The organism is Streptomyces vulcanius, assembly GCF_042653945.1.
GTDB classification, from domain to species: Bacteria; Actinomycetota; Actinomycetes; order Streptomycetales; family Streptomycetaceae; genus Streptomyces; species Streptomyces mangrovi.
Window position 1 is genome coordinate 345,989 of sequence record NZ_JBHSFK010000003.1, and the last position, 22,181, is coordinate 368,169.

A 22,181-nucleotide genomic window follows, 5' to 3' on the forward strand; every position below is an offset into this window, starting at 1 on the left:
CCCCCGGGCCGGCACCTGGCGCCGGTGGGCCGGCTGCGCCGACCCCGCCCAACCCGCCGTATCGACGTCTTCGTCGTGCCCGTACGTCCGCTCAGCGAACGCCCTGACGGCTCTGCCCGGCGGTGACGGCGGGGGCGTCCGGGGCGGCGGGACGCCGTACGCGCACGCCGACGGCGTACAGGAGCAGGCCGAGCACCAGGCCCGCGCCCGCGCCGAAACACAGGGTGGGGATCAGCTCCCAGAGTCTGGCGTCCCGCGGCCCCCAGTAGTCCCACCAGCGGGTCGCCCGCCGTACCGCGCCGACCAGTGCGCAGGCGCCGATCACCATCCCGGCCGCCCACCGGTCCCGCCGCGACAGCAGGGGCACCCCGACCGGCTCGGTGTCCGGTGCCCGGCGCACGGCGTGTGTCACGAACGCGGCGATCACGACCGCGGCGACCGCGGAACTGCCGTACTGCACATACCAGTACAGCGGGGAGCCCGCGACGGTCTCGCCGAGGGCCGGGAAGAGCCGGGTGCCCCAGCGGTCGTGGTGGGTGAACGCGTCCCACACGACGTGCGTCAGCGCGCCGAGTGCCGCCGAGACGTACCACCGCGCCACCGTGGCCGCACGTACACGCGCGCGTGGCGTTCCGCAGCGGGTCAGGGCGGCCGTCCGGGCCTGCCGGGACCGCGGCAGCAGCGCGACCAGCGGTTCGCGCAGCAGCAGCCAGAGCCCCACCAGCGCCCACGCGGTGAGCACGTCGACGGTGAACACGCCCGGGAAGGAGTGGGTGACGTCGCCGAACTCCATGGCTCCGTCCAGCACGCTCGCCGCGTAGTAGGTCATGTCGGGGGCGAAGGAGCCCGCCACGAGGACGGCCGGAACCAGTCGTCCGCGGCCGGTGCCGTCGCCGCGTACCGCGGGCAGTACGGCCGCCGCGTGGCTGAGGGTGAACGGCAACGCGGCTCCTCGGGCGCAGGTGGGCGGGCATATGCGGCCCGATGATCGAGGACGCCAGTATGCGGGACCCGGTTCCCCGGCGAGCGGAGCGTGGTCGAGAGGCGAACGGAACCCGGCCAACCGGTGAAAACGGCGCTCGAACGGGTGCCGGTGCAAAAGAAGTTGTCGTAGGGTCGCTTGGGTTGCTGTGCCGCCGGACGCAACCGTCGGGGCACGTCGATCGTCACACCAGCCACAGGCGGCGTCACGAGCCACGACGTCACCAGCCGCCGACGTGGCGCACGCAGGGGCAGCAGACAAGGGCAAGGGCGCTCGATCGTCCACGGGAGGGGTTCACTTCATGTCGTCGGCGCATTTCGGCAGCAGGCTGCGCAAGGGGGCGGTCAACACCACCGTGGCCGCACTGGCGGTGGCGGCGCTGGCCGCCTCCCAGGCACCGGACGTCACGGCCGACGACGCGGGCAGGCGGACGACCACCGCCGACGCCCCGTCCACCGACCCCGTCGCCGACGCGGGTACGGGCACCGGCACGGGCACGGGGGACAGCGCCACCGGCAACTCGCCGTACTACACGGACCTCCCGCCGCTCAACAGCCCGAACCCCGCCCCCAGTCAGAGCTCCGCCACCACCGGCCCGGTCGTCGGCACCGGCAGCTCCGAGGCGGGCATCCCCGCGACCGTCCTGGACGCCTACAAGAAGGCGGAAGTCTCGCTCGCGGCCTCCAAGCCCGGCTGCAACCTGCCCTGGGAACTCCTCGCCGCCATCGGCAAGGTGGAGTCCGGCCAGGCCCGCGGCGGCAACGTCACCGCGGACGGCACCACCATCACCCCGATCCTCGGCCCGGTCCTCAACGGCAACGGCTTCGCCAACATCAGCGACACCGACAACGGCCTCTACGACGGCGACAGCACCTACGACCGCGCCGTCGGCCCCATGCAGTTCATCCCCTCCACCTGGGCATGGGCGGGCCGCGACGGCAACAACGACGGCAAGAAGGACCCCAACAACATCTACGACGCCGCGCTCGCCGCCGGCCACTATCTGTGCCGCTTCAACTGGAACATGGCGACCGACTCGGGTCTGCGCAGCGCGATCCTCAGCTACAACAACTCGACGGACTACTACAACACCGTCATGTCGTGGCTGGAGTACTACCGCAGGGGCACCCACGAGATCCCGGACGGCACCGGCACCCTGCCGTCCAACAGCAGCAGTGACGACGACAACGCGAGCAGCGGCTCCGGGAGCACCACCCCGTCGAAGCCCACCACGCCCTCGCTCCCGAACCCGCCGACCACCCCGGCCCCGCCCGTCACCCCGACCGACACGGTCGACCACCTGGAGAACGCGGGCGCGGCCACGGCCAAGCTCACCGCCATGGCCGGTGACGCGTTCACCGGGAAGATAAGCGCCCGCACCGAGACCAAGGCCGGGAAGGCCGTCGCCAAGGTCCGGGTCCGCTTCACCATCGTCGGCGACACCGACGCCACGTTCACCGGCGGCGAGAGCGTCGCCACGGCCCAGACCGACAGCAAGGGTGTCGCCGTGGCCCCCGCGCTCAAGGCGGGCGAGAAGACCGGCACGTTCAAGGTCCGTGCCACGGTCGTGGGCCGTACGGTCACCGCCTTCGACTACACGGCCACCGTCACCGAGCGTGCCGCCGACGCCCTCACCAACACCGGCGCCGGTGCGCTGACCGTCGTCGCGGGAGGCGAGTTCGCCACCCAGGTCGCGGTGAAGGCCACCTACCAGAGCGCCGTCGCCGACAAGGTCGCCGCCACCGCCACCCTCGTCGAGTCGGCCGGTGACACGACCGCGAACGACAAGGGCCCCTACTTCAAGGACGCCTCCGGCAACCCGGTCCGCACCCTGACCGGCCTCCAGACGGACGCAAACGGCCTGCTCCAGCTGCCCAGGCTGTACGCGGACGACACCGCCGGCACGTTCCTGCTGCGCATCACCACCGCGGGCGGCGCCACCCTGACGGTCGAACTGACCGTCACCGCGCCCGTGATCATCCCGACGCCGGACCCGACGCCCACCGAGACGTCGAGCGGGAGCGCGTCCGCCTCACCGAGCGCCAGCGCCAGCACGAGCGCCTCGGCGAGCGAGTCGACCGCCTCCACCTCCGGCTCCTAGCCGGTCTCCGTACGACGACTGCGGCGCCCTTCCTGCGGGAGGGGCGCCGCAGTCGTGTCCGACGTGTTCTCATCTCGGCCGCCCGTTGCTACGGTGCCGCCACCTGACGTCCCGTCAGCTTCAGGAGGCCCGTATGCGCGCCCTGATCGCCGCCGCGACCGGCCTCGCCGTCGCGCTCGCCCTCGTCCTCACCGTCTCCGCGATCGGCACACCGGCCGGGAAGACCTCGCCGAAGCCGCTGCTCACGACGGTGCCCGCACACCCGTAACCGCCGCACCGCCGTAGGGAGGCCGAGATGCGCCGCAAGGCAAGCCTGGTCCTGCTCGCCCTCGCCGTGTTCTTCGCGGCGCTGTCCCCGCTGCTGCGCTGGTACGCCTTCCCGCGCCTGGCCAAGATCCCGCCGAACGAGTACCAGACCATGGTCCTGGAGGCGAAGAACGCGACCCTCCTCGACTACAACGGCTTCACCGCCCGCACGGTGCCCAAGGTGACCATCGTGCAGACCCTCAAGGGCAACGTGGAGGCCTCCGAGAAGATCGAGAAGACCGCGGGGCGGGACGTCGTCGTCTGGGACGGCCTGTCCTACATCCAGGGCCCCGACGGCAAGATGGTCTCCAAGCTCCCCGAGCGCTACATCTTCGACGCCCACAGCCAGGAACCCGTCCACGCCGCCGGCGAGATGGTCGACGGCGACCCGGTCCGCCGCGAGGGCATCGAGTTCAAGTGGCCCTTCATGACCGAGAAACGGGACTACCAGTACTTCGACGCGCAGACCCGCACCACGAACCCCATCCACTACAAGGGCACCCAGAACTTCCGCGGCGTGAAGGTCTACTACTTCGAGCAGACCATCCCCTGGACCAAGGTCTCCATGCCGAAGGCCATGCCCGTCGCCGGCATCACCCCCGAGGACGTCGCCGCGACCGGCACCACCCGCTGGTACACCACGGTCCGCAAGTTCTGGGTCGAACCGCTCACCGGAGCGCCCGTCAACGGCGAGGAGATCCACAAGGAGGAACTGCGCGGCGGCACCCTCCTCGGCGGCCGGGCCAAGGTCACCGCGTTCGCGGGCCATGTGAAGATGCGCGAGGACTACGTCGAGAGCACGGTCGCCCTGGTCAAGCACAACCGCACCCTGGTCCTGCTGCTGACGTCCTACCTGCCCAAGGCCTTCCTCGCCCTCGGCGCCCTGCTGCTCGTCCTGTCCCTCTGCCTGGAGGCCCGCAGCCGCCGTCCGGTTCCGCGCGAGCCCGCCCGGGCCCCCGACCCCGAGCCGGTCACCGCCTGAGCCGCGCGTTGGTGTGCCGGGTCGGCTCGGCAGAGGCCGGGTCCTCGGGCCACGGATGCTTCGGATACCGCCCCCGCAGCTCCGCCCGCACCCCCTTGTAGCCGTCCTTCCAGAACGACGCGAGATCGGCGGTGACGGCCGCGGGCCGACCGGCGGGGGAGAGGAGATGCACCAGCAGCGGCACCCCCGCGACCCGTGGCGACTCCTGCAGTCCGAACATCTCCTGCAACTTCACCGCGAGAACGGGCTGTTCCGGATCCCCGTAGTCGATCCGGATCCTGGACCCACTCGGTACGGCGATCCGCTCGGGCGCCAGCTCCTCCAGCCGCGCCGCCTCGCCCGAGGCCCACGGCAGCAGCCGCCCCAGCGCCTGACCGGCGTCGATCCGCGCGAGATCGGCCCGCCGCCGGGCCCGGCTCAGCTCGGGCTCCAGCCACTCCTCCACGCGCGCGTGGAGCGACGCGTCCGAGACGTCCGGCCACGGCTCGCCCAGGTGCAGCCGCAGGAACGCCAGCCGCTGCCGCAGTACGCCGGCATCCGCCGACCACCGCAGCAGCCGCAGCCCCTCCTGCCGCAGCCCGTCCAGCAGCGCCTCGCGTACGAGCCCGGCGTCGGCGTTCCGCAGCGGGCGCACCGCCAGCTCCACCGCCCCCAGCCGCTCCACCCGCCGCGCCACGACGTCCCCGTCGGCCCAGTGGACCTCGTCCCGCTCGTCGAGCAGCGCGCCGGCCGCGAGCCGCGCGACCTCCTCGTCCACGACCGCGGCGAGCCGCACCCGCGCGTGCCCCTTCCCGACGGGCCGGTCCGCCACGGCGACGGCCAGCCAGGGCGCCCCGCGCAGCGGGGACCCGTCGGAGACCTCGGCCCGGGTACCGGAGATCATGAGATACGACCCGCTGTCGAACTTGGCGACCCGCTCCGGATACGCGAGGGCGGCGACAAGTCCGGCAACTTGATGTGGCTCTACCTCGCTTTGCAGCCGGGAGTCACGGGCGGGTGGGTGGGAAATGCCCTCGGAGGCGACGGCCCGCAGTCGCCGGACCTCAGCACGCCACCGCGCACCATAGGCGTCACCCCCACGCCGAGCGCCGCGCAACGCACCCGCCAGATCATCGCCGTACTCCCGCGGAGCCTCCTCGCTCAACAGGGCGACGACCTCCGCGGCCCGCTCCACCCCCACTCGCGAGGCCCCGTCGAGCAAGGCCCGCCCCAGCCGGGGGTGCAACCCCAGCCGGGCCAGCCGCAGCCCCCTGCCCGTGGCCCGGCCGGCGGAGTCGACCGCCCCCACGGCCGTCAGCAGACGCCCCGCCGCCGCCATCGCGCCGCCCGGCGGCGGATCCAGCAACGCCAGCGAGGACGCCCCGGGATCGCCCCAGCAGGCCGCCTGGAGGGCGAACGAGGCGAGGTCGGCCACTTTGATCTCCGGTGCCGGGAACCGCGGCAGACGCCCGTCCTCCGCCTCCGCCCAGCACCGGTACACCGCACCCGGCGCCTCACGCCCCGCGCGCCCGGCCCGCTGCCGCCCGGACGCCTGCGAGGCCCGTACGGTCGTCAGCGCGCTCAGCCCGCGCGCGTGGTCCACCCGGGGCTCGCGAGCCAGCCCCGAGTCGACGACCACGCGCACACCCGGAACCGTCAGCGAGGACTCCGCGACGGCGGTGGCCAGCACCACCCGGCGCCTTTCGCCCGGCACCAGCACCGCGTCCTGCACGGCCGCCGGCGCCCGCCCGTGCACCTGGAGCACGTCCACCCCGCCCAGGTCCCCGAGCTGCCCCGCGACCCGGGCGATCTCCCCGACGCCCGGCAGGAAGCACAGCACGTCCCCCGACCGCTCGGCCAGCGCCCGCCGCACCACCGAGGCCACGTGTGCGAGCAGCGCCGGATCCACCCGCATCCCGTGCGGCGGCCGTACCGGACGGGCCGGCGGCGCCCAGACCACCTCGACGTCGTACGCCGTCCCCCGGGCCTCGACCACCGGCGCCCCGCCCAGCAGCCGCGCCCACCCCTCCGTGTCGGTCGTCGCGGAGGCGGCCACCAGCCGCAGCTCGGGCCGCAGTGTCTCGCGTACGTCCCACAGGAACGCGGCCGACGTGTCCGCGTCCAGGTGCCGTTCGTGGCACTCGTCGAGCATGGCGACGTCGACGCCCGTCAGCTCCTGGTCGCGCTGGAGTCGTTGCAGCAGTACACCGGTCGTGACGACCTCCACGCGCGTGTGCCGGCCGACGACCCGCTCGCCGCGCACCGTGAAGCCCACGCTCTCCCCGGGCCGCTCGCCCAGCAGCCACGCCATGCGCCGCGCCGCCGCCCGCACCGCGATCCGCCGCGGCTCGGCCACGACCACCCGCCGCGCGGGACCCCCGTCCAGCAGCCCGGCCAGCGCCAGCGGCACCAGCGTCGTCTTGCCGGTGCCGGGCGGCGCGGCCAGGACGGCGGTGCCGGGCCCGTCCAGAGCGGCGGTCAGGGCGGGCAGGGCGGCCCTGACGGGCAACGCGTCGAGGGCGTCGTAACGGAGGATCACGCCCCTAGTGTCGTACGCCGCCGAAAACGCGCCCTACGCGCGCGTACCGCGCCCACGCGCGCGTGCGAACATAAGGTGCACGCGCGCGAGGGCGACGGATGTGTCCGGTCCCTCAGTCCCGTTCGCAGACGAAGATCGCCGTGCCCGGGATCAGATTCCCGCGCAGCGGGGACCAGCCGCCCCACTCGGCGGTGTTCCAGGCCGGCCACTCCGGCTCGACCAGGTCGACCAGACGGAAACCGCCGGCCACGACGTCACGGACCCGGTCGCCGACGGTGCGGTGGTGCTCGACGTAGGCCGCGTCGCCCTGCTCGTCCACCTCGACGTACGGCGTGCGGTCGAAATAGGAGGCCGAGACGGACAGGCCCTCGGGGCCCGGCTCGTCCGGGAAGGCCCAGCGGATCGGATGGGTCACCGAGAACACGAACCGGCCGCCGGGGCGCAGGACGCGGTGGACCTCCTTGAGCACCAGCACCGGATCGGCCACGAAGGGCAGCGCCCCGTACGCCGAGCAGGCCAGGTCGAAGGAGCCGTCCGCGAAGGGCAGCGCGCCCGCGTCGGCGCACACCAGCGGGAAGGGGCCGCCGATGCGCAGCGCGTGCTGGAGCTGGCGGTGGGAGAGGTCCAGGGCCACCGGACGCGCGCCCTGGGCGGCCAGCCAGCGCGCGCACTGGGCGGCGCCGGCGCCGATCTCCAGGACCGCGCGGCCCTTGAGGTCCTCGGGCGGGCCGAGCAGCTCCGCCTCCACCTCGTCCAGGCCCTCGGGGCCCCACACGAAGCGGTCGTCGCCGAGGAACGTGCCGTGTTCGATCTGGTATTCGTCCGCGTTGCGGTCCCACCAGCCCCGGTTGGCCCGGGCGCTCTCCGCGACGTCGGCGTCGCGTCGGGTGGCCTCCGGCTCGAAAGCCGCGTCGGACGATGCGGGCTCTTGGATGATCGGCTCCCTCGTATTAGTCTGCGGCTCTTCCGTGCAACCCGTCGGCGGTGCCGCCGGGGTGTCACCGGAGAGCGTTCCTGCGGCCCGCGTGGCCTCAGGAGACAGGTTGTGTGCCGGGTATGCGGCGATCCGCCCCGGGTGTGCGCCTTCGCGCATTGACCCTGTCCGGCTGCCCCCGTATGCTACAAGTTGCGCTGCGGGCCTGCGCACCTCAGACATAGCAGGCTGCGCTCGCATCTGTTGTAGTCCCCTCGGTTTTCGAGGCGCCGTCGTCGGTTCACCGGCGGGGCGCTTCCTTGGCTGTCCGGCTTCTTCAGAGCGATACGGGCTCCCGGCGTAGCAGTACCTACGACTCACTGTCCGTACCGGAGCCCTTTCCCACATGACGAGCAGCACCGAGACCACCTCTACCACTCCGCAGGTAGCGGTCAACGACATCGGTAACGAGGAAGCTTTCCTCGCCGCGATCGACGAGACGATCAAGTACTTCAACGACGGCGACATCGTCGACGGCGTCATCGTGAAGGTCGACCGGGACGAGGTCCTGCTCGACATCGGTTACAAGACCGAAGGTGTCATCCCGAGCCGCGAGCTCTCGATCAAGCACGACGTCGACCCCAACGAGGTCGTCGCCGTCGGTGACGAGATCGAAGCCCTTGTTCTCCAGAAGGAGGACAAGGAAGGCCGCCTGATCCTCTCGAAGAAGCGCGCCCAGTACGAACGTGCCTGGGGCACCATCGAGAAGATCAAGGAAGAGGACGGCATCGTCACCGGTACCGTCATCGAGGTCGTCAAGGGTGGTCTCATCCTCGACATCGGCCTCCGTGGCTTCCTGCCGGCTTCCCTCGTCGAGATGCGCCGTGTCCGCGACCTCCAGCCCTACGTGGGCAAGGAGCTCGAGGCCAAGATCATCGAGCTGGACAAGAACCGCAACAACGTGGTCCTGTCCCGCCGTGCCTGGCTGGAGCAGACCCAGTCCGAGGTCCGCCAGACGTTCCTCACGACCCTGCAGAAGGGTCAGGTCCGTTCCGGCGTCGTCTCCTCGATCGTCAACTTCGGTGCCTTCGTGGACCTGGGTGGCGTCGACGGTCTGGTGCACGTCTCCGAGCTGTCCTGGAAGCACATCGACCACCCCTCCGAGGTTGTCGAGGTCGGCCAGGAAGTCACCGTCGAGGTCCTCGACGTCGACATGGACCGCGAGCGTGTCTCCCTGTCGCTGAAGGCGACCCAGGAAGACCCGTGGCAGCAGTTCGCCCGCACCCACCAGATCGGCCAGGTCGTGCCCGGAAAGGTCACGAAGCTGGTTCCGTTCGGTGCGTTCGTCCGCGTGGACGAGGGCATCGAGGGTCTGGTGCACATCTCCGAGCTGGCCGAGCGCCACGTGGAGATCCCGGAGCAGGTCGTCCAGGTCAACGACGAGATCTTCGTCAAGGTCATCGACATCGACCTCGAGCGCCGTCGCATCAGCCTCTCGCTGAAGCAGGCCAACGAGTCGTTCGGTTCCGACCCGGCCTCGGTCGAGTTCGACCCGACGCTCTACGGCATGGCCGCGTCGTACGACGACCAGGGCAACTACATCTACCCCGAGGGCTTCGACCCCGAGACCAACGACTGGCTCGAGGGCTACGAGTCCCAGCGGGAGGTGTGGGAGAACCAGTACGCCGAGGCGCAGACCCGCTTCGAGCAGCACCAGCAGCAGGTCATCAAGTCCCGCGAGGCGGACGCCGCGGCTGCCGCCGAGGGCGGCGACGCGGCGGGTGCGGCTCCGGCCGCGTCCGGCGGCGGCGGTGGTGGCTCGTACTCCTCCGAGGGCGCGGACACCTCTGGTGCCCTCGCTTCGGACGAGGCGCTGGCCGCTCTGCGCGAGAAGCTGGCGGGCGGGCAGAGCTGACGCCCGACTGAGCAGTAGCTCCTGAGCTGAGGGCCCGTACCTTTCGAGGTACGGGCCCTCAGCCGTGCTCCCGTCCAGCCCGCTGGACGGGAGCCCTTGTGGAAACGTGCGGGATACACGAGTAACTGCCGCTCCGTAACGCGTAGTTGGGACGCTTCCCCGGTCTTCGTTCAAGATCGGAAGGGGAGAGCGGTCATGCCACAGCCTCAGCACGGGTCGGGAACGAGTCGGCGGACGTTCCTGCGGAACGTCGGCCTCACCGGTGGCGCCGGGACCATGTTCGCCACCATGGGAGCCCTCGGCCTCGCCCCCACCGCCCAGGCCGCCCCGCGCGAGACGCCCTTCCGGGCGCCCAGCACGAGCGACTTCCACCTCACCGGCCGGGCCGCCGCCAGGGTCGTCATCGTCGGCGGCGGTATCGCCGGCCTCACCGCCGCCTACGAACTGGGCAAGGCGGGCTACGACTGTACGGTCCTGGAGGCCAGGGACCGCGCCGGAGGCCGCAACTTCACCGTACGCGGCGGCGACACCACCACCGACCTCTACGGCAACCGGCAGACCGCCCGCTTCGCCGACGGGCACTACATGAACGCCGGGCCCGCCCGCATCCCCCAGTGGATGGTCACCCTCGACTACTGCCGTGAACTTGGTGTCCCCATCGAGGTGTTCACCAACGTCAACGCGGACGCCTATCTGTACAACGAGTCCGCCGGCATGACGAGACCGCAGCGCCACCGCACCGCCAAGGCCGACGTCTACGGCTATGTCTCGGAGCTGCTCGCCAAGGCCACCGACACCGGCGCCCTCGACGCGGAGCTGACGGCCGACGACCGGGAACGGCTCGTCGAGTTCCTCAAGGACTGGGGCGAACTCGGCGACACACTGACGTACGAGGGCGGCGAGCGCCGCGGCTACACGACTGTCCCCGCCGCGGCCGGGACCCCGGGCGTGCTGCTCGGGGACGTGCCGGCCGCCTCGGAGGTCTTCGCCAGCGGCGTCGGGCGCTACTTCTCCTTCGAGTTCGGCTTCGACCAGGCCATGCTGATGTTCCAGCCGGTCGGCGGCATGGACCGGATACCGGCGGCGCTCACGCGGGCGATCGGCGGCGCGCGCCGGATCCGTACGGGAGCGGTGGTCTCGAAGATCACCGACACCGGGAGCGGCGTCAGCGTCACGTACACCCAGGGTGGCCGTACGAGAGTCGTCGAGGCCGACTACTGCGTCGCCGCGCTTCCGCCCAACATCCTCGCCAAGGTGCCGCACAACCTGGGCTCCGGCGTGCAGAGCGCCCTGGAGGCGATCACCCCGTCGTCCGCCGCCAAGATCGGACTGGAGTACCGCTCGCGCTGGTGGGAGCTCGACCACCGGATCTACGGCGGCATCACCGAGACCGACCAGGACGTCACGCACATCTGGCATCCGTCGTACGGCTTCCACGGCGAGCGCGGCGTCCTCATCGGCTACTACAACTACGGCGCCGACGCCGACTCCTACGCCAGGCTCACCCCCAAGGGGCGCGAGGGGCGGGCCGTGGCCGCCGGTGTGAAGATCTACGGCGCCAAGTACCGCACCGAACTCGTCTCCTCCTTCTCCCACCACTGGCGTCAGACCCCGCACCTGGAAGCGGCCTGGCACAGCACCCCGGGCGGCCCCGACGACCCCCGCTACCGGCCGCTGAACGAACCCACCGGACGTGTCCACTTCGCGGGAGACTGGCTCAGCTACACCGACGCCTGGCAGCACGGCGCCTTCACCTCGGCCCGCCGGGCCGTGACCGCGCTGCACACGCGTGTGCTCGCCGAATGAGAGGTCGTCGATAGTCGCCGGGAGTCACCTGATCAGGGGCGTGGGGCCGGGAATGCCCACGCCCCGCCGCGCGTTGTGATGTACGAACACGAGGAGGAGCGGTCCAAGTGCTTGATCCGCAGGGTTTGTACGCATGGGAGCCGAAGGGGCTGGCTGTCGTCGACATGGCGCTGGCCCAGGAGTCGGCCGGACTTGTCATGCTCTACCACTTCGACGGGTACATCGACGCGGGCGAGACCGGCGACCAGATCGTCGACCGGCTTCTCGACACGCTGCCGCACCAGGTCGTCGCACGGTTCGACCACGACCGGCTGGTGGACTACCGCGCGCGCAGACCGCTGCTGACCTTCAAGCGTGACCGCTGGACGGAGTACGAGGAGCCCTCCATCGAGGTGCGGCTCGTCCAGGACACCACCGGAGCGCCCTTCCTGCTGCTGTCCGGCCCCGAGCCGGACGTGGAGTGGGAGCGCTTCGCCGTGGCCGTGAAGCAGATCGTGGAGCGGCTCGGCGTCCGCCTGGCCGTGAACTTCCACGGCATCCCGATGGGCGTCCCGCACACCCGCCCGGTGGGCCTCACCCCGCACGGCAACCGCAACGACCTCGTCCCGGGCCACCGCAGCCCCTTCGACGAGGCGCAGGTCCCCGGCAGTGCCGAGGCGCTCGTGGAGTACCGCCTGATGGAGGCCGGCCATGACGTCCTGGGCGTCGCCGCGCATGTCCCGCACTACATCGCCCGCTCCTCCTACCCGGACGCGGCCCTGACGGTCCTGGAGGCGATCACGGCGGCGACCGGTCTTGTCCTGCCGGGCATCGCCCACGCCCTGCGCACCGACGCGCACCGTACGCAGACGGAGATCGACCGGCAGATCCAGGAGGGCGACGAGGAGCTCACCGCGCTCGTCCAGGGTCTTGAACACCAGTACGACGCCGCGGCGGGCGCGGAGGTCCGCGGAAACATGCTGGCCGAGCCGGTGGACATCCCGTCGGCGGACGAGATCGGGCTGGAGTTCGAGAAGTTCCTGGCGGAGCGGGAGGGCGACAACTGAACGGCCTGAACAGCTCGGGGCCTGCCGGGTGCGTCGACGCCGGCAGGCCCTAAGCTTCGGCTCATGCTGAAGGTGGGCCTGACCGGTGGGATCGGCGCCGGCAAGAGCGAGGTGTCGCGGCTGCTCGTCGAGTGCGGCGCCGTACTGATCGACGCGGACCGCATCGCGCGTGAGGTCGTCGCCCCCGGCACACCCGGCCTGGCGTCGGTTGTCGAGGCCTTCGGCACGGATGTGCTGGCCCCGGACGGCAGCCTCGACCGTCCCCGCCTCGGCTCGATCGTCTTCGCCGACCCCGAGAAACTCGCCGTGCTCAACTCGATCGTGCACCCCCTGGTCGGCGCCCGCTCCCGCGCACTGGAATCCGCCGCCCCCGAGGACGCCGTCGTCGTCCACGATGTCCCGCTCCTCACCGAGAACGGCCTCTCCGGGCTGTACGACCTCGTGGTCGTCGTCGACGCCGATACGGCGACCCAGCTCGACCGGCTGGTCCGGCTGCGCGGTATGACGGAGGACGACGCACGCGCGCGTATGGCCGCGCAGGCGACCCGGGAGCAGCGCCGGAAGATCGCGGACATCGTGATCGACAACGACGTACCCCTGCCGGAACTGCGACGACGCGTCGCGGAGGTGTGGGCCGGCCTGGCGCGCAGGGCCCACGGCCGACAGGAGTCCGCCGAGGAGTAGGCCGAGGAACAGGGGGGCGCGCTCCGTGCGTTGAAGCCGCCCAGCAAGGGAAGGAACTTTCCGTGCCCGATACCAGCGGTTCGACCGGACGTACTCCGGAGACGCATGTCATCGACTTCCGTGCCGCTGAGCAGTTGCTCGCCGCACGGGACCCGCGGGGCGCGGTGAAACTGCTCGACGGTGTCATCGCCGCGCACCCCGAGAACACCGCCGCCCGTCTGCTGCGCGCGCGTGCCTTCTTCGCCGCCGCGCAACTGCGGCCCGCCGAGCTGGAGTTCACCGTCGTCCTGGAGCGGGAGCCGGACAACGCGTTCGCGCACTTCGCGCTCGCCCGGACCTACGAGCGCCAAGGGCGCGGCGACCAGGCCAAGCGGCACTTCCGGCTGGCGGCGGCGCTGGACCCGAATCCGCAGTACCTGAAGGCCGCGCGCTTCGAGACATGAGCGCGCCCCCTTCCGGTCGGCCTCAGGGGTGGCGGCGTTCCGGCGGCCGGTACGGCGGAATGTCCCGGCCCGGCTGGTAGTGCGGGCCCTGGCGGATGTGCTTGACGATCCTCGTCAGGTCGACGGTGACCACCAGCCAGAGCACCCCGCACGCGGCGGCCCACCCAGGACGCCCGGCGAGGGCGAACGCGGCTGTCCCGAAGACCGCCCACACGAGCCCCCACACGCTCAGCCAGAGACGCATCCTCAGTGCACTGCGCGCTGTCGTCGGCTCACTGCCCGTACGCATCGGGTCCATCACTCCCTCTCCTGAAACGTACTCCCCGGCCCTGAGCGGGGAAAGTTCACATAGCGGGAAATTGACTCTCCCTGCGGGGCGCCCGCGCCCTAGGGTGCCCGGATGGGCCTGTATCCGGAGATCGAACCGTACGACCACGGCATGCTCGACGTCGGCGACGGCAACCTCATGTACTGGGAGACCTGCGGGAACCCGCGCGGCAAGCCCGCGCTGGTGCTGCACGGCGGACCGGGATCCGGGGCCACGCCCTGGGCGCGGCGGCTGTTCGATCCGGAGGCGTACCGGATCGTGCTGCTCGACCAGCGCGGCTGCGGCCGGTCCGTGCCGCGGGCGAGCGCGTACGACACCGACATGAGCGTCAACACCACGGCGCACCTGCTGGCCGATCTGGAACTGCTGCGCGGGCGGTTGGGGATCGGGCGGTGGCTGGTGTGGGGTGTGTCGTGGGGGTCGATACTGGCGCTGCGGTACGCGCAGACGCATCCCGGGGTTGTGAGCGAGCTGGTGCTGACCGGGGTGGCGACCGGCTCCGAGGCGGAGGTGGAGCTGCTGACCAGGGGGCTCGGGCAGGTCTTCCCGGAGGCGTTCGAGCGGTTTCTGGACGGGCTGCCGGAGGGTGCGGCGCGGGAGGGCAACCTCGCCGCCGCGTACAACCGGCTGCTGGAGTCGCCCGACCCGGGGGTGCGGGAGCGGGCGGCGCGGGCGTGGACCGACTGGGAGACCGCGATCATTCCCGCACCGCCGCGGTCCGTGCCGCGGTTCGAGAACCCGGAGTTCCGCATGGGATTCGCCCGCACCGTCACGCACTACTGGGGCAAGGGCCACTTCCTGGGGGAGGAGACCGACGGGCAGGGCGTGGTCCTGCGTGACGCGCACCTTCTCAAGGGGATCCCCGGCACCCTCGTGCAGGGCAGCCTCGACTTCGGCAACCTGCTTGGCATCGTCTGGCAGCTCCACCACGCCTGGCCGGACAGCGAGTTGGTGACCGTGGACCAGGTCGGCCACAACGCGGGCGCACCGAGCATGGTGGAGGCGCTGGTGGCGGCGACGGACGGGTACGCCCGTCGCTGAAGCCGGCGGTCGCTACGCGGAGGGCGGTTGCTCCGCCAGGTCGCCGAAGAGATGGCGGATGGTCGACCGGTAGTTGGCCTGGACGTGGTTCAGGGCGTGGGTACGGGCGCGGTCGGGGTCGCCGGAGGCGATGGCCTCGTACAGCTCGCGGTGTTCGGTGAGGAGCTGGGGCCACTCCTCGTTCTGCCGGGTGAGCCAGCGGAGCCGGCCGTCGACCGGTTCCATCACCGAGCTCAGCAGGCTGTTGCCGGCCATGGCCAGGATGGCGTCGTGGAGGCGGGTGTTGACGTCGGTGATGGTGTCGGCGTCTCCGGCCGCGGTGGCCGTGGCCGCCTGGTCGAGCAGTCCGCGCAGTTCGGCGAGGGACTCCGGGGTGGCCCGTGCCGCGGCCAGCCCGGCCGCGTAGACCTCTAGGGCCTCGCGCAGTTCGAAGAGTTCCTTGACGTCGCCGGGGGTGAGCCGGCGGACGACCGTGCGGCGGGCGGACTCGAAGTGGACGAAGCCCTCGGAGACCAGGGACCGGATCGCCTCCCGGACCGGTACCCGGGAGACCCCGAACCGGTCGGCCAGTTCGCGTTCGACGAGCCGGTCGCCGGGGCGCAGGCGGCCCGCGATGATGTCCTGCCGCAGGGTGGCCAGGACGCGTTCGCGCACCGCGCCGAGGGGTTCGATCTTGGCCGTGGAGCTCATGAGTGCCATCTTCGCCGACGCGCGGGTGCTTTTACTGAGCCGTAACGGGGCGGACATCGGTCGGAACGCTTGACGGGAGGACCATGACGGCAGTTTGGTATACCAAACGACTCGGTTGTCAGCCCTCCGCCACCTCCCGCTCCCGTCGTCCATGGAGGCCCCGTGTCCCTCGCCGACAGCGCCGAAGCCACCGGCGCACCAGCGTTCGTCCCCGACCCCCGGCTCACCAACGAAGACCTCGCGCCCGCCCAGAAGCGCAACTGGAAGGTCTTCGACCTCTTCGCCATGTGGATGTCCGACGTCCACAACCTCGGCAACTACACGTTCGCGGCCGGTCTGTTCGTCCTCGGCATGAACGTCTGGCAGGTCTTCACCTCCCTCCTGGTCGGCTTCGTGCTCATCTACGTCGGCATGAACTGGATGGGGAGGATCGGCCAGCGGCACGGAGTGCCCTTCCCGGTGATCGGCCGGATCAGCTTCGGTGTCTGGGGTGCCAATATCCCGGCGCTGATCAGGGCCGTGATCGCCATCATGTGGTACGGCATCCAGACCTACCTGGCCTCCGTCGCCGTCAACGTGATGCTGCTGGCCGCCTGGCCCGGCCTGGAGTCCTGGACGCACCACTCCTTCCTCGGCCTGGACGCCCTCGGCTGGGTGTCCTTCGTGTCGCTGTGGCTGATCCAGGCGGTGATCATCAGCCAGGGCATGGAGTCGGTGCGCAAGTTCCAGGACTTCTGCGGCCCGGCGATCTGGCTCGTCATGATCGCGCTCGCGGTCTGGGTGCTGGCCAAGGCCGGCTGGACCATCTCCCTCACCACCACCCCGCATCCGGTCTCCGTCGGCGAGCAGTGGCGGCAGTGGTTCGGCGCGATCGGACTGATCCTCGCCACCTACGGCACGCTGATGCTCAACTTCTGCGACTTCTCCCGCTTCGCACCCGACTACAGGACCGTCCGGCGCGGCAACTTCTGGGGCCTGCCGATCAACTCGACCGCGTTCGTGGTGGTCTCCGTGATCGTCACCGCCGGCTCCCTCGAGGTGTTCGGCGAGGCCATCACCGACCCGGCGGAACTGGTCGCCAAGGTCGGCAACACCTGGGTGCTGGTCCTGTCCGCGCTCACCTTCGCCGTCGCCACCATGGGCGTCAACATCGTCGCCAACTTCGTCTCCCCGGCGTACGACCTCGCCAACGTCTGGCCGCAGAAGATCACCTTCAGGATCGGCGGCATGATCAGCACGGTCGCCGCGCTGGTCGTCACCCCCTGGAACCTCTTCTCCAACCCCACCGTCGTCAACTACTTCCTCGGCGGCCTCGGCGCCTTCCTCGGCCCGCTGTTCGGCGTGATCATGGTCGACTACTACTGGGTCAAGCGCGGCAGGGTCGACGTCGACGAACTCTTCGACGCCGCCCCCGGCTCCCGCTACTACTACCGCAAGGGCGTCAACCCCAAGGCGCTGTGGGCGTTCCTGCCCTCGGCCGCTCTCGCTGCGGTCCTCGCCCTGGTGAAGACCTTCAGTGACATCGCCCCCTACTCCTGGTTCATCGGCACGGCCCTCGCGGCCGGCCTGTACGTCCTGCTGACCCGCAGTGAGCGGGCGGCCGTGCCCGAGCAGCCCGTGGAGGTCTGAGCAGCGTGCGGAACGTACGGATCGTCGTCACCAACTGCAACACCACGCAGGAGATGACCGAGGAGATCGTGCGAGGTGCCCGGGCCGCGGCCGGCCCGGGCACCGCCGTGCTCGGACTCACCCCCGCATGGGGCCCCGAGTCGGCGGAGAGCTGGCTGGACAGCTACCTCTCGGCGGCGGCCGTCATCGACACCCTCCGCACCTACGACGGCCCGCCCTACGACGCCGTCGTCATGGCCGGCTTCGGCGAGCACGGACGAGAGGGCGTCCGCGAACTGGTGGACGTACCCGTCGTGGACATCACCGAGGCCGCGGCCCACCTCGCCTGCCTCCTCGGCCGCCGCTACGGCGTCGTCACCACCCTGGAACGCTCCTGCGGCCAGATCGAGGACAGCCTCGAACTGGCCGGCGTCGCCCGCAACTGCGCCGCCGTCATCGGCACCGGCCTCGGTGTCCTCGACCTCGGCGACCCCGACCGCACCCGGGCCGCCTTCCTGGCCGCAGCCGAACGCGCCCGCGACGCCGGCGCCGAGGTCCTGGTCCTGGGCTGCGCCGGCATGACGGGCCTCCAACGCACCCTGACCGACAGACTCGACCTCCCGGTCGTCGACGGGGTCGCGGCGGCGGTGAAGCTGGCGGAGACGCTGGTGGCGCTGGGGCTGAGGACAAGCAGGGCGGGAAGCCTCGCGAAGCCGGAGCCGAAGCGGAGGACGTGGGGCGCGACGGATCCGGCGCGAGTGTGAGCCGATAACCGTTCGACAGCGGGCGGCGCGCGCGGAGACGCTTGCCTCCGCACCGGAGACCACCGCCGCCGCGACCTCCGGGAGAGCCCGACCGATGCACGTACCCGGTGACACCGCGTTCCTCGACGCCGTCGCGGACCGGCTCGCCGTGCTCCCCGGTGTGCGTGCCGTGGCGCTCGGCGGCTCCCGTGCCCAGGGCACCCACCGTCCCGACAGCGACTGGGACCTGGCCGTCTACTACCGCGGCACCTTCGACCCCGACGACCTGCGTGCCGTCGGCTGGGAGGGCGAGGTGTCGGAGATCGGCGGGTGGGGCGGCGGGGTGTTCAACGGGGGTGCGTGGCTGACGGTCGACGGGCGGCGGGTCGATGTGCACTACCGGGACCTGGACGCCGTCGAACACGAGTGGGCGGAGGCGGAGCAAGGACGGTTTCGGGTGGAGCCGTTGATGTTCCACCTCGCGGGGATCCCCAGCTATCTGGTCGTCGCCGAGCTGGCCCTCAACCGGGTGGTGCGAGGTGAGTCGCCGCGTCCCGTGTCGTATCCGGGGGCGTTGCGCCGAGCGGCCCGGGAGCGGTGGCACGGCACCGCGGTGGCCACCCTCGCCTACGCCAGGGCCAGCCACGCCGCTGCCGGACGGCGTACCGAGACGGCCGGTGCGCTCGCCGTGGCGGCGATCCAGGCGGGGCACGCCGTGCTGGCGGCGCGAGGAGAATGGGTGACGAATGAGAAACGGCTGCTGGAGCGGGCGGGACTGCGAGGCGTCGACGAACTCGTGGCCCGTCTCGGGAGCGCCGATTCCGGGCGGCTGGTGACCGTACTCGAAGACGCCGAGTCGCTCTTCGCGGAATGCGTCGCAGCCGCTCTCGAATAATCGTTGGAGAAAGGCGAGTTGCCGTTGCTACTGTCCTTCTCGTGGCGAAACTCAATCAGATCATCGCAGTCGAGAAGGGCATCAAGTCCAAGGCGCACCAGGACCTGTCCGCAGCCCATCACGGGCTGCAGAAGCCCGCGTTGCTGGCCGGTATCTCGCGTACCTACCAGCCCAAGGACGAGGAGGGCGAGCAACTGCCGCCCGAGTCGACCCGCGTGCAGGTGCAGGCCGAGGACGTGCTGCGGGACACCGCGGCCACACTGACCCGGCTGTTCGACGTGACCGCCACCAAGGACTGGGCCAACTGCACCGCCCGCGCGGACGTCACGGTGGACGGACGGCTCCTCGTCGCCGACGTACCCGTGTCCTACCTGCTCTTCCTCGAGAAGCAGCTCGTCGACCTCAACACCTTCGTGCGGAAGCTGCCCGTCCTCGACGCCTCCGAGGCCTGGGTGCAGGACCCCTCCACCGACGCGTGGAAGACCGAGCCGGTGCGGACCCTGCGCACCAAGAAGGTGCCCCGCAACCATGTGAAGGCGGAGGCGACCGAAAAGCACCCGGCCCAGGTCGAGGTGTACTACGAGGACATCCCGGTCGGTTACTGGACCACCGTGAAGTTCTCCGGAGCCCTGCCGGCCCGCCGGATCAACGAGATAATCGCCCGCGTGGAGAAGCTGCAGCAGGCCGTGAAATTCGCGCGGGAAGAGGCGAACGGCGTCGAGGTCGTCGACCAGCGTGTCGGGGACGCGGTGTTCGGCTATCTCTTCGAGTAATTCCCCAGACCCCCCGGTCCTTTGTGGCCGGGGTGCGCGAGGAGCGCAAAGCTGAAGCTGAAGCTTGTCGTGATGGTTTTTTTAATCTCAGACTCTCGCTCCAGACTCAGCATTCGCCGCCGATCGCCGGATCGACCGGGCCCAGGCCCCCGGACGTCGAAATGCTGGTTCAAGTCCAGCCCGCACAGCTCGATGCGCGGTGGTCCAAAGGCAGGACGCGACGACATCACGACTGACCTGGGTCCTCAAGCGTGCCGGCGTGCGACTTGGGTGGCATCGACAGGGGCCGGGGGCAGGCTACGCCTCCGGCCCCGCTCCCGTATCCGCACCCTTTTCGGCACGAGAAGCGCTCTTCCGGCGTTGCGTTCATAAAGAACGCGGGATTCGGGCCGTCCGTCACCCGGCGGAAACGCGATCGTCCCGCTTCCTCCAGGACCGCCCCGTACCGTGGACAGCACAGCTCACCAGCTGACCGCCCCGGCCGCCGTCGCCCGAAGGCACACCCCGCCCTCGACACGACAGGAGCTATGTGTCCCCGCGTTCCGCCGTTGCCGTTCGCACAGTTCTGCCCCCCTGGCTCGCCCACGCGCTGCGGACCCAGCGCGGGCCCGTTCCCTGGAGCGCCGTCACGCGCGGGGCGCTGGCCGCCGGGCCGTTGCTGCTTGCCGCGGTCCTCGTCGACCGGGTCGGTCTCGGGGTCGTCGCGGCCATCGCCGCCATGCTCGCAGGGATCAACGACCGGCCCGGCAGCCGGCGGGCCTCCGTCAGGCGGCTCGGGGCACCCGCGCTCGCCGGAGCCGCGGGGATCCTCGTCGGGACGTACGCCGGGGACCACGCCGGAGCCGTCGCGCTGACCGTCGTCCTCACCGGGCTCGGGCTCCTCGCCGGCGGGATGAGCGCCATCGGGCCCGTCGCCTCCGGTGCCGGGACGCAGCTGCTCGTCGCGGCGGCGATCGGGGCCGGGATGCCGGTGCCCGAGGCCGGCTGGGCGCGGGCCCTCGCCTTCCTCGCCGGTGCCGGATGGCTGCTCGCGCTGCGGCTCGTACTGCCCACGCCCGGCTCCATGACCGGCGACTTCCGCTTCGACGGCGAACGCGACGCCGTCGCCGGGGTGTACGACGCCGTCGCCGCGCTCCTCGGCGCCGCGGGTACTCAGCACGCCCTCGCCCGCCGCGCCGCACTCACCGCCGCCCTCGACCACGCCCAGGACGCCCTCACCGGACCCCGGCTGCGCAGCAGGGCCGGCTCCGCCGCCGAACGCCGGCTGCGCGCCCAGTACGCCTCCGCCCTCCCGCTGGCCGAGGCCGCGACCGCCCTCGCCTGGGCCGGGGAACCCGTCGCCGAACGCGCCGCCGAAGGCCCCCGCCGGCTCGCCGCCGCCGTACGCGAGAACACGCCCACCGGGCCGCTGCCCGCGCCCTCCCGGTCCGCGCCCGCGCTTCGCGCCCTCGACGACGCCCTGCTGCACGCCGCCGACGCCTTCGACCAGGGACAGGGGGCCGATCTGCACACCCGGCGGCGCGGCGCCCGCGATCTGCTGCGGGCCGCCTTCGGAGCCGGCGGGCGCGAGTACGGGCTGCGGGTCGCCCTCTGCTTCGGGGCCAGCGCCGCCATCGCGCAGGCCCTGCACCACTCCCACTGGTACGGGCAGCACTCGCACTGGTACTGGCTGCCCGCCACCGCCGTCTTCCTGGTCAAGCCCGACCTCGGGCCCCTCGTGTCCCGGGTGCTGTGCCGGGCCGCCGGAACCGTGCTCGGGGCGCTGCTCTTCGCCGCCTTCGCCGCCGTACTGCCCCGGCCGGAGGGGCTCATCGCCCTCGTCGCCGTCTGCGCGGCGCTCGTCCCCGTCTCCACCCGGCACTTCGCCGCCCAGACCGCCGTCGTCACCGTCCTCGTGCTCGCCCTCGTGATGGTCGGCGGGGAACCCCAGGCCTCCGTCAGCCGGATCGTCGAAACCCTGCTGGCCTGCGCGATCGTGCTGATCGTCGGCCATCTGCCCATGCCGGGGGAGCGCGGCGGCCAGGTGCGCGCCCGGCTGGCCGTGGCCGCCGGCGCCGCGAACGCCTACCTCAGCCATGTCCTCGACGGACGGGACGGACCCGCCGGCTCCGACGACCGCGCCGCCCGCTGGACCCTGCGCCGCGAGGCCTACCGCACCCTCGCCGAGGCCCGCACCGCCATCGCGCTCGCCGCCCACGAACTGCCCGCCCTGGCCCGGCACACCGAGGGCACGGACGAGGTCGCCGCCGTCCTCGAACGGCTCGTCGACACCACCACCGCCTGCGCCGTGCACCTCGACGACACCGGCCGGCTCGCCCCCGGGCACCGCGCCCGGCTCGCCGAACTCCTCGCCGAACTCGCCGTACAGCGGGAGCGGGCGGGGCTCTCGGCACCCGCCGCCTAGAAG

Annotated in this window: 19 protein-coding genes; 14 read left to right on the forward strand and 5 right to left on the reverse strand. The window is 71.5% G+C overall.

Annotated features, from left to right (window positions below):
* Positions 1–91: 91 nt before the first annotated feature.
* Complete coding sequence (locus tag ACFPIH_RS06330; RefSeq protein WP_381182074.1) at positions 92–943, reverse strand: DUF4184 family protein; 852 nt, start codon at positions 941–943, stop codon at positions 92–94.
* A 340-nt stretch (positions 944–1,283) separates the two neighbouring features.
* Between ACFPIH_RS06330 and ACFPIH_RS06335 the strand changes: the two genes are divergently transcribed.
* The 3 genes from ACFPIH_RS06335 to pgfA all read left to right on the forward strand — a co-directional run bounded on the left by ACFPIH_RS06335 (position 1,284) and on the right by pgfA (position 4,371).
* Positions 1,284–3,083: a lytic transglycosylase domain-containing protein gene (locus ACFPIH_RS06335; RefSeq protein ID WP_381182076.1), complete on the forward strand. Its 1,800-nt coding sequence runs from the start codon at positions 1,284–1,286 to the stop codon at positions 3,081–3,083.
* A 133-nt stretch (positions 3,084–3,216) separates the two neighbouring features.
* Positions 3,217–3,351, forward strand: a complete 135-nt coding sequence (locus ACFPIH_RS06340) for an SPW_0924 family protein (protein ID WP_381182078.1) — start codon at positions 3,217–3,219, stop codon at positions 3,349–3,351.
* 27 nt (positions 3,352–3,378) lie between these two features.
* Complete coding sequence (gene pgfA, locus ACFPIH_RS06345; RefSeq protein ID WP_381182080.1) at positions 3,379–4,371, forward strand: cell envelope lipid trafficking protein PgfA; 993 nt, start codon at positions 3,379–3,381, stop codon at positions 4,369–4,371.
* On the opposite strand, the gene hrpB is transcribed toward pgfA, so the two are convergent.
* Together hrpB and ACFPIH_RS06355 are read right to left on the reverse strand one after the other, a co-directional pair.
* Positions 4,361–6,886 (reverse strand): ATP-dependent helicase HrpB, encoded by a 2,526-nt coding sequence (gene hrpB / locus ACFPIH_RS06350; protein WP_381182296.1) that lies wholly within the window; start codon positions 6,884–6,886, stop codon positions 4,361–4,363. The two genes, pgfA and hrpB, sit on opposite strands and share 11 nt — an antisense overlap.
* A gap of 115 nt (positions 6,887–7,001) precedes the next feature.
* Positions 7,002–7,823 carry a class I SAM-dependent methyltransferase gene (locus ACFPIH_RS06355; RefSeq protein WP_381182298.1) on the reverse strand — a complete coding sequence of 274 codons (822 nt, stop codon included), beginning with the start codon at positions 7,821–7,823 and terminating at the stop codon, positions 7,002–7,004.
* A gap of 385 nt (positions 7,824–8,208) precedes the next feature.
* On the opposite strand from ACFPIH_RS06355, the gene rpsA reads away from it, so the two are divergent.
* The 5 genes from rpsA (at position 8,209) to ACFPIH_RS06380 (ending at position 13,696) form a co-directional block, all read left to right on the forward strand.
* Complete coding sequence (gene rpsA, locus ACFPIH_RS06360) at positions 8,209–9,717, forward strand: 30S ribosomal protein S1 (RefSeq protein WP_381182082.1); 1,509 nt, start codon at positions 8,209–8,211, stop codon at positions 9,715–9,717.
* 276 nt (positions 9,718–9,993) lie between these two features.
* Positions 9,994–11,523 (forward strand): flavin monoamine oxidase family protein, encoded by a 1,530-nt coding sequence (locus ACFPIH_RS06365; RefSeq protein WP_381182300.1) that lies wholly within the window; start codon positions 9,994–9,996, stop codon positions 11,521–11,523.
* Between the two features lie 107 nt (positions 11,524–11,630).
* Positions 11,631–12,569, forward strand: a complete 939-nt coding sequence (locus ACFPIH_RS06370) for a PAC2 family protein (RefSeq protein ID WP_381182084.1) — start codon at positions 11,631–11,633, stop codon at positions 12,567–12,569.
* 63 nt (positions 12,570–12,632) lie between these two features.
* The gene (coaE, locus tag ACFPIH_RS06375; protein WP_381182086.1) at positions 12,633–13,253 is read left to right on the forward strand and encodes a dephospho-CoA kinase; all 621 of its coding nucleotides are present in this window, start codon (positions 12,633–12,635) and stop codon (positions 13,251–13,253) included.
* Positions 13,254–13,315: 62 nt separating this feature from the next.
* Positions 13,316–13,696 (forward strand): tetratricopeptide repeat protein, encoded by a 381-nt coding sequence (locus ACFPIH_RS06380; protein WP_381182088.1) that lies wholly within the window; start codon positions 13,316–13,318, stop codon positions 13,694–13,696.
* 22 nt (positions 13,697–13,718) lie between these two features.
* On the opposite strand, the gene ACFPIH_RS06385 is transcribed toward ACFPIH_RS06380, so the two are convergent.
* Positions 13,719–13,994 (reverse strand): DUF6343 family protein, encoded by a 276-nt coding sequence (locus ACFPIH_RS06385; RefSeq protein WP_381182090.1) that lies wholly within the window; start codon positions 13,992–13,994, stop codon positions 13,719–13,721.
* Positions 13,995–14,096: 102 nt separating this feature from the next.
* On the opposite strand from ACFPIH_RS06385, the gene pip reads away from it, so the two are divergent.
* Positions 14,097–15,065, forward strand: a complete 969-nt coding sequence (gene pip, locus ACFPIH_RS06390; protein ID WP_381182092.1) for a prolyl aminopeptidase — start codon at positions 14,097–14,099, stop codon at positions 15,063–15,065.
* Between the two features lie 12 nt (positions 15,066–15,077).
* Here the strand turns inward: pip and ACFPIH_RS06395 are convergent, their stop codons facing one another.
* Complete coding sequence (locus ACFPIH_RS06395) at positions 15,078–15,755, reverse strand: GntR family transcriptional regulator (RefSeq protein ID WP_381182094.1); 678 nt, start codon at positions 15,753–15,755, stop codon at positions 15,078–15,080.
* Positions 15,756–15,917: 162 nt separating this feature from the next.
* On the opposite strand from ACFPIH_RS06395, the gene ACFPIH_RS06400 reads away from it, so the two are divergent.
* The 5 genes from ACFPIH_RS06400 (at position 15,918) to ACFPIH_RS06420 (ending at position 22,178) form a co-directional block, all read left to right on the forward strand.
* Positions 15,918–17,384 carry an NCS1 family nucleobase:cation symporter-1 gene (locus ACFPIH_RS06400; protein ID WP_381182096.1) on the forward strand — a complete coding sequence of 489 codons (1,467 nt, stop codon included), beginning with the start codon at positions 15,918–15,920 and terminating at the stop codon, positions 17,382–17,384.
* Positions 17,385–17,389: 5 nt separating this feature from the next.
* Entirely contained in the window at positions 17,390–18,127 is a 738-nt protein-coding gene (locus ACFPIH_RS06405) for an aspartate/glutamate racemase family protein (protein ID WP_381182098.1), read from the forward strand.
* Positions 18,128–18,221: 94 nt separating this feature from the next.
* Positions 18,222–19,001 carry a nucleotidyltransferase domain-containing protein gene (locus tag ACFPIH_RS06410; RefSeq protein WP_381182100.1) on the forward strand — a complete coding sequence of 260 codons (780 nt, stop codon included), beginning with the start codon at positions 18,222–18,224 and terminating at the stop codon, positions 18,999–19,001.
* A 41-nt stretch (positions 19,002–19,042) separates the two neighbouring features.
* Positions 19,043–19,774 carry a DUF7873 family protein gene (locus tag ACFPIH_RS06415; protein WP_381182102.1) on the forward strand — a complete coding sequence of 244 codons (732 nt, stop codon included), beginning with the start codon at positions 19,043–19,045 and terminating at the stop codon, positions 19,772–19,774.
* Between the two features lie 529 nt (positions 19,775–20,303).
* Positions 20,304–22,178 (forward strand): FUSC family protein, encoded by a 1,875-nt coding sequence (locus ACFPIH_RS06420; protein ID WP_381182104.1) that lies wholly within the window; start codon positions 20,304–20,306, stop codon positions 22,176–22,178.
* Positions 22,179–22,181 lie beyond the last annotated feature (3 nt).